We start from the raw sequence: 13,063 nt of genomic DNA, 5'->3' as shown, positions 1-13,063 counted from the left end.
CACTCGTCAGCGGATTCGCCATTCAGCAGTCTGATTGGCGAATCCGCTGTCGAGAGCGAGTTGCACTGTCTGGATCTGCGCCCCCTGGGGGACCTCGAAGACCACCAGGCCGCGGCGCTTGTCGCCGGGGGACACGGTGACGGAGCTGTACTCCACGCCACCTTGGACGTCGGCGATGGTGGGGGTGTACTGCTGCCCTTCGGTGTCAATGATCGCGGTGCCGTTGCTGGGGGAGTCGTCGTAGACCACGGTGCCGAGGTTTTGCAGAGCGAACTCGATGGCGAAGAACCGGGAGCCGTTGTCCGGCTTGGTGAACTCGTCCGCCGGGACAGCCCTTTTGATCACTTTGTTGAGCTTCACGGCGACCTTCGAGCCGGCGTCGGAGCCCGCGACGGTGATCGTGTCGCCTAACCCGGCCTGCGTTGCGGCGGCCGATGGGGTGGGGGACGGCATGCTGATCGCCGCTTCTGCCGATTTGGTGTCGGTGACGACGGCGTCTGGAGTGCTGGTCACCTGAGGTGAACCGCACGCTGCCAGCGTCAGAGCGGCGACGAACACGGTTGCGAGGGTGTGGGTGGTCTTCACGGGGGGCTCCTGAGTCACTTGGCGTGATCCTCTGCGGACGATCCGCATCTTCGCACGTTCCAAACGCGCAGCGGGGCCGGATAGTGCCCACCTGTAATCGAACCGAGGCCGCCTATGTGCGGCCTTTCTCATTCCGGCTTCACCGAGAGGGCTTTCCGCATGCCTGAATACGACCCCCAGCGGGACGGGCCGTACGCCGAGTGGCTCAAGGACAAGGGCGTCCGGCAGTCGAGCCGCACCTACGCCACCAAGGACGAAGTGACAGTCCACCGGGATGACGAAGGCCGTCCCGTGGCACAGACCGTCCGAGACCAGAACGGTCACGAAACCACCGAGCACGCCTCCGGTCGGCGTGACGTGAGGATCAACCTGGGGAGCCCCGGTGGCGATTACTGACGGGGTCTTCGTAGACACCATCGTCGACGCGCTCAACAACGATCTAGCGCTCGACCTTTCGGACGCGGCGGCCTTCAAGCTTGCCTTGTTCACGAACTCGCTGGTGCCGAACTTCTCGCAGTCCGCGCCGGCGTACGGCACCAGCCCGCTGAACGCCTCCGAGATCGTCGGCACCGGGTACAGCGCAGGCGGCATCGCCCTTGCCGGAGCGGTTTTCGAGGAACTGTCGGGCGAGCCCGGTACCGCGCGGTGGACGTTCACCTCACCGGTCGAGTGGGAGAACTCCACGCTCACTGCGGTCCGTGGCGGGCTGTTCTACGTGCCTGGCTTGTCTAACCGTGCGGTCCTGCTGCGGACTTTCGGGGGGGACTACGCAACTCAGGATGGGACGTTGTCCGTTGCGATTGCCGCTGACGGTGTGTGGGCTAACCAGCTCGTAGCCGCCTGATTCTTTCTTCCGCCCTGAGCCCATGTGGCCGGGGCTTTTCTATGCCCTGGGAGGCCCGGTGGCCAAGAGCGGCTACTCCATCACGACCGAGGGTGAGATCACCCTTACGACCAGCGCCAAGAGCATCCTTGGGGTGAAGAGCGGTGCGACCACGGCGAACCACGGCGTTGACCTGCTGAAGTACCGGGTGTCGTTCCTCGGAGTCTCAGCGAGCGCCGTCCCGGTGCTGGTAGAGGTCTGCTTGTGCACGTTCGGAGCGAATCCTCCTGGCACGAACAGCACGAGCGCCACGATCTACCAGAACTACGGCCGCCACGCCTCTACCGGGTTCAGCGCCGCGAAGAACTGGACGACTGAGCCGACCACGATCAGCGTGATCGAGGCGATCACCCTCACCCCCAACGGCGGCACCCTGTACTACGACGGACCGCTCGGGACGACCCCGGACTCGCCGCTTGGCGAAGGGTTCGTCATCCGGTGCACCGCTCCCGCCGGTGTGGGCGTCCGCGCCAGCATGCTCTTCGAAAGGTGCTGACGCGTGGCAGTCGCCATCGATGCGTCATCGCCTGCGATCACCGGTTCATTCAGCGCTACTTTGCTGACCACGGCATCGTTCGACCCGCCGGATAGCTCCCTGCTCGTCGCGACAACCATGTCCAACGTTGGGCCCAACAGCATCACCAACAACGGGGCCGCACTCACCTGGACCCTACAGAAGCAGGGCGGGAGCGGCGCGGTCAGCATCTACACGGCGCCGCTCCTTGCGGCCCGCACTGGGATGACGGTCACCGCGACCTGGGTTGCGTCGACCACGCGAGTCTTCAAGCTCGACGTTGTCACCGGGGCGGACTTGACGTCCCCGATCGGTGCTTCAGGGTCGGGTACGTCGTCGACCAACAACGTCACGGTCAACGGCTACGTGTCCACTGTCGCCGGGTCCCGTGGGCTGTGCGGCTCGAACGATGGAAACGGGCTCGGCTCGCCGACGTCCACTGACAGCGCGGTCAGCAACCAAAGTTCCATGCGGGTCGTCAAGGCGTCTAACACGGCGTCGCCTGGGTCCACGGTGACGTTCAACCTGGATGCTTTCGGGGCCAGTGCGCCGTCGTGGTCGTGGGCCGCTGTGGAGATCGTCCCGGCACCGGAACCGCCGAGGCTCGCCGTCCACGTGGTCAACCGGACTGCTGTTCACCGCGCCTCTAACTGGTAAGGGGGCCCGGTGGCACGGCTTGGACGTGGCAACCTCACCTCATCCCGCATCGTCCGCCCAGCTCGGGTAGAGAACGCCGCCGTCTCCCTGGGCGCGTTCGTCACCGCGTCGTCGTTCCCGCCGCTGGTGGCGTCGTCGCCGTCGATCGCGATTTCTCTGCCCGCGTTCGTCACGACCTCGTCGTTCCCGGCGTTCGAACTGACGTGGTCCGGCAACGTCACCTTGCCCACTTTCGTCACGACGTCACGGTTCCCGGCGCTGTCGGCGGACGCTCCGATCCTGCCGGGGCAGCTCCTCACGGGGCCGTGGCAGATCGAGTGGGCTCGCATGGTGTTCGGCGTCGCGCCGTACTGGATTCTGGAGCCGGGCCCGGAGGGTTGGGATGACCTGCCCGAGGTCGACTCGGGTAACGCGCCCCGGGCAGCCCGGCACGGGTCGTGGCCGGGCCGAGACTACGCACAGCAGCGCACCGTGTCAGCGGTCATCGCGGTGTCTGATGATGCGGGCGCGTTCCTCACCAGCCGCCGTGACCTGCGGCGCGTCCTCAACCTGTCTGAGGACGGCTCAGAACTGGATTTGGTGATCCGGACCGACTCGGAGACGCTCCGGGCGAAGGCCAAGGTCACCTCCCGGCTGATGTCGGTGCAGCACTACGGGCAGCAGTTCACCGCCGTGTCGGTCCGCTGGGTGGCCGCCGACCCGCGCCGGTACGACCTCCAGCAGCAGTCCGTCACCGTCCCGGCGGACGGGACGGACTACTGCGTTAACGACGGCGACATCGCCACCTCGCCGCTGATCAAAATCAATGGCCCGGTGGTCGACCCCGTGATCGAGAACGAGACCTTGGGCCGGATCCTGCGCTTCGGCATCGACCTCGACGACGGCGAGCAACTCCTCGTCGACACCAACGCTGGCACTGTCCTGTTGGACGGCGCCGACCGCATGGATGCCTTGTCGTCTCTGTCGGTGCCGGTTGAGGAGTGGACCCTCGCCGCAGGCACGAACCGCATCGCCTACACCGCCGACTCGGGCGGGTCAAACCCGATCGAGTTGCTGTTCTCCTCCGCCTACATGTAGCTAGCTGACCAGGGGCGGGGGTGCGCATGCCCGTCCGCGACGCCACAAAGATCGGCGCCACCGGGGTCACGTCGTTCTCCTGCCCGGCCCCGTCAACGGTCTCCGGGGACCGGCTGATCGCGTGGCACTCCTCGGACCGGGCCAGTGGCATGGTGGCCCCGTCGGGCGGGTGGACGCTCCTGTCCGAGGCCAACGCGTTCGCCCCCGGGGTCACGTTCCGCACCAACGTGTGGACGCGCATCGGCACAGGGACCAACCCGTCCTCGTACACCTTCACCCAGGGTGCCGGCGGCGCGGGTGTCGTGCAGATCGTGTCGATGTCCGGTGCGTCAGCAGCCACGCCCCGCATCGCCTTCCTGACCAACACCGGGACCGAGGCGCCCACCCCGAGCGTTACCCTGCCCGCGGGCACGGGTACGCAGCTGCGGTACGCGACCGGACGGTCCGTCTCTGGCCCGCCTGAGTGGAGCACACCTGACGGGTTCACCGAGGAAGGCTTTGCATCCTCCTCCGGTGGCGTGTCCTCGACCCTGGTCTCCCGGGGTATCGACACCCCCGGCGCTACAGGTATCGAGGTCTTCGACTCAGACCGGCTTGCTCAGGGCATCCACGGATTCACCGTCGTCGTCCCAGGGGAGTCGCAAGGCGGGGGAGGCAACCCACCCACCCCGCCGCCGTCAGTCCCCGCACTCCCGTCCGGCGAGCGAGTCGTCCACTACACCTACGAGTTCGCGGACCTGCTGACGGATGAGCTGATCGCCAAGGACCTCGACCTGCACGGCGTCTCCTACGAGAGGCGTATCGGCGAGCCCGGGACGTTTGGCGCGACGGTGAACATCACCGACGCGGTGACCGCGGCGAAGGTCGCGCGGATCGTGCCCCGGCACCCTGAGGACCTGTCCACCGGTCCCGGGCGGACCGTGGTCCACGTCTACCGCAACGGGATCATCTGGGGCAGCTACATCATCTGGTCGGCCTCGGTGTCCTGGCAGGGCAGCGGGCCCATCCAGGTGAGCATCAGCGGGTCGAGCCTGGAGTCGTACCTCACCAAGGTCAAGATCCGCGAGGACCTGACGTACAGCTCGGACGACCAGATCGCGATCGCCCGCGCCCTGCTCACCGAGATGCAGTCCACACCCCGCTACGACATCGGACTGGAGTTGCAGTCCGGCACCTCCGGAGTCGTCCGGGACCGCACCTACCTGGCGTCGGAGTCCTCCACCTACGGGGAACGGCTCACCGAGCTGGCCAACGTGGACGCCGGTTTCGAGTGGGCTATCCAAGTCATCGCCAACGAGGACGGGTCCCGTACCCGGCACTGGGTGTGGGGGTATCCCAAGCTCGGCAACGATGCCACCAGCCACAAGTTTCAGCAGCCAGGCGCTGTCCTGAGTTGGCAAGAGGACATCGACCCGTTGCGTGGCGGCACCGCGTTCCAGACCCGCGGCGAGTCCATTAACGATGACGCAAGCACCACTTCTGAGCCGCTGGTGTCTGCCGTGGTGCTCGCGCAGGCCCACATCGACGCCGGATGGGCCGGGCTAGACGTCACGGTCGACTACGGCAGCGTCAGCGACGTCGACACGCTCGACGACTACGCCACCTGGTGGGCGACCAACAGGGCAGGCGCGGTCCGCATCCACCAAGCGACGGTCCGCCTACCAGCGAACACGTCCTACGGGCCGGGGAACCTGGGCGACACGGTGACGTTGATGCTCGTCAACCATTGGTGGCCCATCGAGGACGGTGTCGCGTCGTTCGCGAAGTCCTGGCGTGTCGTCGGGATGGCCTTCACCCCGCCGTCCAAAGGCTCTGACCAGGAGACCTGCGTGCTGACCTTCGCAGAGCTACCAGAGGAGGACTGATGTCGGACTACCGCAAGGGCATCGAGGACGATGTCGGCGACCTCGCCCGCGCCCAAGCCAGCCAGTTCTCCGCCGGCCAGAAGCGCGCCCCTCTCACCAAGGCATCGGCCGGGTGGGAACTGCCGAACCGGACGACCCCATCCCCGCCGCCCAGCGGTGGCCAGATCTACGGCAAGGACGATGAGCCGTACTGGCGGGGGGCGGATGGGTCGGATTACAGCCTTGCGCCGCAGGAGATCCCCGAGGTCCCGGTGGCGGATTCGGTGTCGGAGCTGGGTGGCATGGCCGCTGACGGGGACATCGGCGGGACTCCGAACGCGAACAACTACAACGCGTTGCGTGCGGACGTGCAGGCGAACCGCAACAAGATCAACCAGATCATCGAGGCACTCACAGACTCCGGCCTCATGGCCGGCTAAGCACCCACGATCGTGCCGCTCGCGCATCCACCTCCGCGCGGGCGGCACTCACGCATATCGAAAGGCGACGCTGAGTGGACCTGGCGACAATCCCATGGGTCCAAGGATCCCTAGTCGCTATCGCCCTAGCGGTGATCTTCACCACTGTTGGCTTCGTCTTGAAAGGCGTCCTCGTCCACCGATCCGTGGTCGAGGACGTCCGCGCTGACCGAGACGCCCGCGTCAAAGAGGCCAACGACGACGCTGACCAGTGGCGACGCTTCTGGGAATCCGAACACGCGGCCCATGAAACGACCCGGCAGGCCTACGCCGAGGAAATCCGTGCTGCGTTACTGGCCAGCACCGAGGGCGCTCAAGTCGCTGCCGCTCTGCTCCAGGAGATACGGACACGCCAAGTTGAGGCAGGCGAATGAGGCCAAGCGACGACGACCGGCCCGACATCGATGAGGCGGCCCGCCTAGCAGAGGCGTCCTGTGAACGCGCTCTACGTGACCGCCAAAACGCTCGTGAACGGGCCACTCACACCCTGACGATCGCCGAACGGCTCCGCAGATTACGCGAGGCCAACGGCTTCCAAGAGATCATGGATGACGCGTTTGGGGGCAAGCGTGACTGAGCAGCTTTACGCCGCCGGGACGGTCCTAGTGGTGCTCTCAGCCCTGCTCGCGGACGCCTGCGTGATCGCGCAAATGCTTCTGGCCCGCTGGTGGCAGACACCGCAAGGACGTCACGTCGCAGCGTTCCAGAGCGCCCTCGGTTTGTGTCTGACGTTGTGGGCGCTCCGCCTGATCATCCCCGAGGGCTCGTGGTTCGCGATCGCCCGCATGGCGTCCTTTGCCTTGATCCCCGTCGTGCTGGCGTGGCGGCTGGTCATCATCATCCGCACCTGGCGCGACGCCCGACGGAAGCGACTGGAGTCCGTCTGATGCCGTGGCTCACCCAGCTCGCCGCTGTCGCACGCCGCACCGGGTACCCGGTGGTCGAGTGCTCTGGCTGGAGAACCCGCGGACACGGTCCGCAACCCGCTGTTCAGGGGGTCGTGGCACACCACACCGCCGGATGGGACGACCTGCATGTGGTCCGCGACGGCCGGCCCGGACTGGAAGGTCCGCTGTCGCAGATCTGGCTGCGCCGCGACGGCACCATCTTCATCGTCGCCGCCGGCCGGTGCTGGCACAACGCCCCGTCGATCAGCGCCAACCACACCAACTCCAACTCCATCGGCATCGAAGCGGAGAACGACGGGCGAGCGCCCTGGCCGGAGAAGCAACTCGACTCCTACAAGCGGTTGTGCGCCGAACTCTGCAAGGAGTTCGACCTTCCCCCGTCGCGGGTTAAGGGCCACAAGGAAGTCAACACAAGCAAGATCGACCCGCACTCGATCAACATGGGCAGCTTCCGGACCAGCGTCGCGCTCCTGATGACCGGCACCGCATTCACCCCGGCGTTCACCTGGACGGAGAAACTCGTGAAAGCTCTGCCGCTGCTGCGTCCTGGTGATGAGAACTGGGACGTCAAGACGCTCCGATGGCTACTCGGGGCCCGCGGGTTCCCACCCCAGGACCTGCTGTCCCAGAAGTACGACCCAGACCTGAAGGCCGGCGTCATCGCCTTCCAGAAGGCCGAGAAGCTCACCCCGGATTCGATCATCGGCGAGAAGACGTGGGCCGCGCTCCTGCGCCGCTGATCCCCCTTTCGTCCCGCCGCCGGCGGGTCCTGTCCCCCGAGGAGGGGCGAATGAAGTTCTTCGGCAGAGAGCCGTCTCTATGGCTTGGCTTGTTCAGTGCCGCGCTTCAGATGGTGGTGACGTTCTGGCTGCCTTTGACGCAGGCGCAGACCGCGACCGTCAACGCGTTGGCCGCGGCCGTCGTTGGTCTGGTGGTCGCGTGGGCGACTCGCGCGGCTGATGGCGGCTCCAGTGTGCAGGCCGCGGTGCTGGGTCTGGCGCAGGCGATCCTGACGCTGGCTCTGGCGTTCGGCGCGCATCTCGCGGAGGCGCAGACCACGGTGATCATGTCGTTCGTCGCGGTCGCGGTGTCGGCTTTCGTCCGGCAGAACGTGTCGCCCCGCGACAAGTACGGCTTGGCCGCCTGAGCGCTCCCATCTTCGTCAAGAAGGGCTGGTGGGGCCGTGCGTCTCCGAAAGCTCTTGCGTGACTTGTCGCGCATTCCCGAACGGCTGGCCTGTATCGAGCAGGCGCAGTCTCGTCTAGACAGAAAGGCAGAAGCAATCATGGGTAAGCAGGAAGACCTTGACGCCATCGTGGCGCGTATCGACACCGCCGTGACCGGCATCCGGCAGGACATCGCTGACATCAAGGCCGCCAACCCGGCCGTGGATTTCACGGCCCTGGAGGAGCGGGTCGCCGGCCTGGAAGGGCTCGACGCGGAGAACCCGGCCACCCCGCCCCAGGAGTAGCCGCCGCCTGTTTGATAACCCTTCGGGAGACCGAAAGGAACGAATCAAACTCCAGGCCGTCGCTGTAGCCTGTTGTGGTACCTCACATTGGTGAGGAGCGTCAGGGGTGATCGCCTGGCGTCGCCCGAACGGCAGGACCCTCAACGGTGGCGAACCTGCAGATGAGCTGCTAGCGAGACCTGGTCCGCGAACCGGCGGAGGAGACGGGCTCCTCCGCACGTAAGCATTGCTGGCCGCCGCGCTTCGGTGCGGTTACGCCTCGGCGACAAGTGGTCCAGGGGACCTCTTCCGGGAAACCGGATAGCCGAGTCGGCACTGAAACGGGGTAAGCCCGCGTAGGTGCCACCCGAGGCCCGCCGGGAGCCTCCTCAAAAATCCCGGACGTCCGCCTCTGCTGCGAGAAACCGTGGCTCCCCGTCGGAAGGCGGGGTAGGAGCGCTGCCCGTTCGAGCCGGGCCGGACGACAAGAGGGGAGACCATTTGCGGCACATCCCGGAAATGGTCCTGAGCTGCGAGATCTCCTTGAGAGGATGAGCTCGTGAAGCCTGGCACCTTGCAGGACGCCTGCCCAGAGTGCGGCGGGGAGATCGAACCTGAACGTCTGGATGGGTCCGAGGAGTGGGTGGGCTGGTGTGTCATGCCGCCCCAGTGTGCTGACTGCGGCTTCCTCCCTGGCATCGACCACCAAGAGGCGATCATGAGCGGCAGGTTCTCCGGCGCGGACTGTTAGGGCCACGCCGGAGAGTCCGGCGGGCCCGAGAGGTCCGCAATGTCCCGCACCGACAACACCATGCCGATCCGCATCCAGGAAGAAGACGGTCGCCATGCCACCTGGACCGCAGGCGGCTCCTACGCAGGGATCGGCAAGGACTGCAACTACCCGGAACGGCAAGCCCGCCAACGGGTACGGCTCGCGCTCCTGCGTGGCGAGGAGCCCGAGCCGACGCGGCACAGACACAACGTGAAGTGGATGTGGTGGTAGCCCCACCCGCCGCGAAGACAGCGCCCTCGTTCACCCTCGGGTGGGCGAGGGCGCTTCTTCGCGTTCTGGGGCGAGTGCTTCGGCTTCCTCATGGAGTCCTCATCGCCCCTGCGAGGGGTCGCAACATCTCGACCCGCCCGGGGCCGACCCACTTTGACACGCGGGAATGGTAGGAAACCGCAGGTCAAGGCATGGCAAAGCCCTCTCACACCCTCGCGGCAAGAGGGCCGCAACGCCGCCCTCGCCGCCACCCCCCGGTGGCGACGTCACATATGGATCGGGCGAAACAGGCGATACGTTGCGGACGAAACCATGCCGTCCTGCTATGACGAAGTGCCTGTGAAGCAGGCTTGATGCCGTCTGTGCCCACCAGCGCCTCCGTGGCTGGCAGACAGGATCCGCAGACCAAGAGCCAGCGATCCCCGTGCTGTCGCCGGTGGCGGATTGGAGCCTCGGTGAATCTGTTACCAACCGAGCTTGATGATGGAGTCTACAAGCACCACCACGGCAAAGATCATAAACACGATGAAGACAAAGCAGCCGCACGAGAGGCCGCTGTCTCTACCCCCGCTTGCCTGCGCCCACGGACCGTTAGGCCCGTAACTGCCGCTATCTACCATGGCGCCCCTTTGGGTGTTGTTGTTCGTGTTGTCCACTCAGACGACGTCGCGTGAAGGGTGCAGGATGGCGCCTGTTGCACCTGGCACTCCAGGAACGGCGGGGCGCCTCACCCCGCGGCAACCACGACTCGTAGGCTCCTCAGTGCTGCACCACGGAGGGACTGCATGGCCGAGTACGAACCACCCGAGGATCTGCTGAAGCTCCAACGCGACTACGACGCCGCCCACGCCGAAGTGGAACGGATCAGCGACTTCCCTGACTCCCGGCCGGCTCACCGAGGAGCAGACGACCGCGGTGGAGGAAGCTCGCGCCGCACGTCTCGCCCTAGTCGTACAGATGGACCGGCACGAATGGTGGGCCACCGTAGACGACCGGTACGCCGCCCAGCTCGCCCTCCGCGCCCTCGCTCGCGGCTGATCATGCGAACGCCCCGCCACCCGGGCGTGATACTCCTCGCGCAAACTGGTACAAGACACAGAGCCCCGCCCCATGATCGGGGCGGGGCTCCTTGCCTACCTTGACAGGTAATGGTGATCGCGAAGGAATTCGTAAGCGAGTCTCGCGGATGAGACGATCGCCGACAGCGTTCCCGGGAGCCACCACCAACGGCTCCGCTGGACCGGTTCTGGGGTCATGGCAAGTTCTCCATTCCGTCGAGGTGGAGCAGGGCTGTACTGCTCATTGCCACAAATGGCTCGCCTTTTGAGGCAAGCCATCCGTCACACCCCGGTAGGGCAGGGAACAAACCACTTCCAGTCGCCCCCAGAGACTAGGCCGGGCAGTGCTGCCACGAGTCACTTCAGCGATTTTGCGAGCCCGTAAGCGGGGTAATAGCCCACACCTTTCGGTACGCCCAACACCCCTGATCGTTGAATGTGCCTTCGACGGCGTGAGCCGTACGCTTAGGGCGAAGAGGTTCTGGGGGCGAAGCGGGCTAGGCGGGGATGAGCCCACCCCGGCCGCCCTCGTGAACCAGGGCCTTGAACCCGGCACCCGGTTTGAACTTCGGCGCCCACGTCTCCGCCACGGACACCGGCTCACCGGTCGACGGGTTCCGCGCTTCCCGCGCCGGCTTGTGAACCGGCTCGAACGTCCCGAAGCCGGGGATCGTCACCTTCTCGCCGGACGCGACCGCGTCCTGGATCACGTCGATGATTGCGTTGACGGTCTCGGCTGCTGCGTCCTTGTCGGCGACCCTCTCGGTGACGGCGTTGACGAGCTGAGTCTTGTTCATGGTCTCTCCTGTGGGTTGTGAATCGAGTGTGATGATCGATGGTTGTGCGCGCAACTACAGGGCGCCGCTCGGGGGACCTCTCGCACAAGATCGTCGGGACCGGCTCATAATCGGCGTTATCGGGGGGTTCACCAGAGGACCCTCGCAACCTGGACGGAAGGGTCATTTTCTAGTCGCTTCGGTGCGTGCAGGTAAATCTCGGTCGTATCCGCCGAAGCGTGACCAAGAGCGTCTTGTATCTGCCGGACGGACGAACCACGCTCCTCGGCCAGAGTGGCGAAAGTATGCCGAAGCGTGTGCGGCGTCACCCGTTCCGGCATGAACAGCCCAGCCTGCCGGGCAACCCGCTTCACGACATGCGCGATGTCACGGGTATGCATCGCCTTACCTGTCGCCGTGACAAACAACGGCCCCGGAGTCCTACCGCGGACCGCGAGGTAAGCGTCGATCGCCACGCCGGCCTCCGACGGCAACTGCCGGGTCCGGATCTTCTCGCCCTTGCCGACGATCCGCACCGTGCGCATGCCGCGCTCGTAGCCGAGGGAACTCACCTGAAGATCGACCACTTCGGCGACTCGCGGACCAACCGAGATCATGAGCGCGATGATCGCGGCCGTGCGAAGACGCTCCCGCCCGTGATCCAAGGCGGCGGCCCGGATCACCGCACGGGCCTCTGACTCGGTCAACCCGACCGTCTTGGACTCCTTGCGGTTGGTCTCCGGCCGGCGCGCCCCCTTGAAGCGGTTCGCGTCAATCACCGACTCCTCAACCAAGTAGGAGTACCAGGACGACACCGCGGCGAGCTTCCGAGCCGCCGACCGGGCGGCCAGTCCGTGAACCTGCTGCAACCATCCTCGGTAGGCGTCACCGTGGCCGCGGGTCACCATGAGCGGATCAAGGTCACGCTCGTTGCAGAACGCCAGCCACTCCCGAAGGTCACGCCCGTACGCTGCCCGTGTGTGCTCAGAACGCTGATGAAGCAGCCACGCCCACACCATCTGCTGAACCGACGGCCCAAGTAGCATCACCTCGCCCCGCAACTGCTGCTCCCACAAAGGCTCCCGGCGCCCGGGCCGCGGAGCTTCGAGCACGGACCCGACGACCTCGCCTGGCAGGACTGTAGGCATCACGCCACTGCCCCGAGTTGGAGTCGGCGCCGCTCGACCGGGCTGAGTCCGCCCCAGACGCCGAACTCCTCACGGTTGCCCAAGGCATAGTCCAAGCACTCGTCCCGGACCGGGCACCGCCGACACACGGACTTCGCCTGCTCGGCCTGGGCGGCATTGCTGTCCTCCGGGTGAAAGAGGTCCGGGTCGGTCTCACCGCAGGACGACCACCGCATCCAGCCCAGGTGATCAGCGACGGCGAACAGGTCGGCTAAGTCATTGGACGACATGGGTTTCCTCTCCGGTGATCCAGCGGCCGTCGACGGGCATTTGTCGTCCGGCGGCGATGAGGCGGTACACCGCGGCGTAGGTTTCGCCGAGTTCGTGGGGTGTGGCGTTGAGGCGCCGGGATGCTGCTCGGAGTCGCGGCGCAAGCGATTCCAGGGTTTCCAGGCAGGTATTGCAGTCAATGATGGTGGCGTTCAAGGTGGCGATGTCGCGGCTGTTGTCGGTCCGCGCGAGCATGACGCGTGCCCGTGCCCGCGCCGTGGCCGCCTGGTGGCGTAGCCGGACATACCGGGACCACCGATCCGCGATCTCGTCGAGAAGATCACATATGGCGGTGATCAACTCCCGATCGGACCCCCAAGGAAGATCGATCCCGTCGGCCGGAGACGAGCCCAGCGCCAACGTGGCGCCGAT

18 protein-coding genes are annotated in these 13,063 nt (G+C 66.0%); 13 read left to right on the top strand and 5 right to left on the bottom strand.

From position 1 onward, the window contains the following. Positions 1-6: 6 nt before the first annotated feature. A complete protein-coding gene (locus PYR91_RS04830; protein WP_279777708.1) occupies positions 7-585 on the bottom strand; it encodes a DUF4352 domain-containing protein in 579 nt (192 codons plus the stop codon). A 159-nt stretch (positions 586-744) separates the two neighbouring features. On the opposite strand from PYR91_RS04830, the gene PYR91_RS04825 reads away from it, so the two are divergent. From PYR91_RS04825 to PYR91_RS04765, 13 genes are all read left to right on the top strand, one after another. After that, positions 745-981 (top strand): hypothetical protein, encoded by a 237-nt coding sequence (locus PYR91_RS04825; RefSeq protein ID WP_279777707.1) that lies wholly within the window; start codon positions 745-747, stop codon positions 979-981. Further along, entirely contained in the window at positions 968-1,429 is a 462-nt protein-coding gene (locus PYR91_RS04820) for a hypothetical protein (RefSeq protein WP_279777706.1), read from the top strand. The genes PYR91_RS04825 and PYR91_RS04820 overlap by 14 nt, the downstream gene beginning before the upstream one ends. Before the next feature lie 58 nt (positions 1,430-1,487). Further along, positions 1,488-1,964 (top strand): hypothetical protein, encoded by a 477-nt coding sequence (locus PYR91_RS04815; RefSeq protein ID WP_279777705.1) that lies wholly within the window; start codon positions 1,488-1,490, stop codon positions 1,962-1,964. A 3-nt stretch (positions 1,965-1,967) separates the two neighbouring features. Continuing rightward, entirely contained in the window at positions 1,968-2,639 is a 672-nt protein-coding gene (locus tag PYR91_RS04810) for a hypothetical protein (RefSeq protein WP_279777704.1), read from the top strand. A gap of 9 nt (positions 2,640-2,648) precedes the next feature. Beyond that, positions 2,649-3,716 (top strand): phage tail domain-containing protein, encoded by a 1,068-nt coding sequence (locus PYR91_RS04805; protein WP_279777703.1) that lies wholly within the window; start codon positions 2,649-2,651, stop codon positions 3,714-3,716. A 20-nt stretch (positions 3,717-3,736) separates the two neighbouring features. After that, positions 3,737-5,581 carry a hypothetical protein gene (locus tag PYR91_RS04800; protein ID WP_279777702.1) on the top strand — a complete coding sequence of 615 codons (1,845 nt, stop codon included), beginning with the start codon at positions 3,737-3,739 and terminating at the stop codon, positions 5,579-5,581. Next, positions 5,581-6,000 carry a hypothetical protein gene (locus PYR91_RS04795; RefSeq protein ID WP_279777701.1) on the top strand — a complete coding sequence of 140 codons (420 nt, stop codon included), beginning with the start codon at positions 5,581-5,583 and terminating at the stop codon, positions 5,998-6,000. The genes PYR91_RS04800 and PYR91_RS04795 overlap by 1 nt, the downstream gene beginning before the upstream one ends. Positions 6,001-6,131: 131 nt before the next feature. Continuing rightward, positions 6,132-6,413 (top strand): hypothetical protein, encoded by a 282-nt coding sequence (locus PYR91_RS04790; RefSeq protein WP_279777700.1) that lies wholly within the window; start codon positions 6,132-6,134, stop codon positions 6,411-6,413. Positions 6,414-6,608: 195 nt separating this feature from the next. Beyond that, a complete protein-coding gene (locus tag PYR91_RS04785; protein WP_279777699.1) occupies positions 6,609-6,926 on the top strand; it encodes a hypothetical protein in 318 nt (105 codons plus the stop codon). Continuing rightward, positions 6,926-7,687, top strand: a complete 762-nt coding sequence (locus tag PYR91_RS04780; protein ID WP_279777698.1) for an N-acetylmuramoyl-L-alanine amidase — start codon at positions 6,926-6,928, stop codon at positions 7,685-7,687. The genes PYR91_RS04785 and PYR91_RS04780 overlap by 1 nt, the downstream gene beginning before the upstream one ends. 50 nt (positions 7,688-7,737) lie before the next feature. Continuing rightward, positions 7,738-8,094: a hypothetical protein gene (locus tag PYR91_RS04775; protein ID WP_279777697.1), complete on the top strand. Its 357-nt coding sequence runs from the start codon at positions 7,738-7,740 to the stop codon at positions 8,092-8,094. A gap of 138 nt (positions 8,095-8,232) precedes the next feature. Next, entirely contained in the window at positions 8,233-8,418 is a 186-nt protein-coding gene (locus PYR91_RS04770) for a hypothetical protein (RefSeq protein WP_279777696.1), read from the top strand. A gap of 769 nt (positions 8,419-9,187) precedes the next feature. Continuing rightward, positions 9,188-9,400, top strand: a complete 213-nt coding sequence (locus PYR91_RS04765) for a hypothetical protein (RefSeq protein ID WP_279777695.1) — start codon at positions 9,188-9,190, stop codon at positions 9,398-9,400. A gap of 1,555 nt (positions 9,401-10,955) precedes the next feature. Here the strand turns inward: PYR91_RS04765 and PYR91_RS04760 are convergent. The 4 genes from PYR91_RS04760 to PYR91_RS04745 form a co-directional block, all read right to left on the bottom strand. After that, positions 10,956-11,255 (bottom strand): HU family DNA-binding protein, encoded by a 300-nt coding sequence (locus PYR91_RS04760; RefSeq protein WP_279777694.1) that lies wholly within the window; start codon positions 11,253-11,255, stop codon positions 10,956-10,958. 128 nt (positions 11,256-11,383) lie between these two features. Then, positions 11,384-12,346: a tyrosine-type recombinase/integrase gene (locus PYR91_RS04755; protein WP_279777693.1), complete on the bottom strand. Its 963-nt coding sequence runs from the start codon at positions 12,344-12,346 to the stop codon at positions 11,384-11,386. 35 nt (positions 12,347-12,381) lie between these two features. Beyond that, positions 12,382-12,651, bottom strand: a complete 270-nt coding sequence (locus PYR91_RS04750; protein WP_279777692.1) for a WhiB family transcriptional regulator — start codon at positions 12,649-12,651, stop codon at positions 12,382-12,384. Next, entirely contained in the window at positions 12,638-12,991 is a 354-nt protein-coding gene (locus PYR91_RS04745) for a hypothetical protein (protein WP_279777691.1), read from the bottom strand. The genes PYR91_RS04750 and PYR91_RS04745 overlap by 14 nt, the downstream gene beginning before the upstream one ends. Positions 12,992-13,063 lie beyond the last annotated feature (72 nt).

The organism is Sphaerisporangium sp. TRM90804 (genome assembly GCF_029846175.1).
Lineage (GTDB): Bacteria > Actinomycetota > Actinomycetes > Streptosporangiales > Streptosporangiaceae > Sphaerisporangium.
This window is presented reverse-complemented; position numbering and strand designations above follow the sequence as displayed.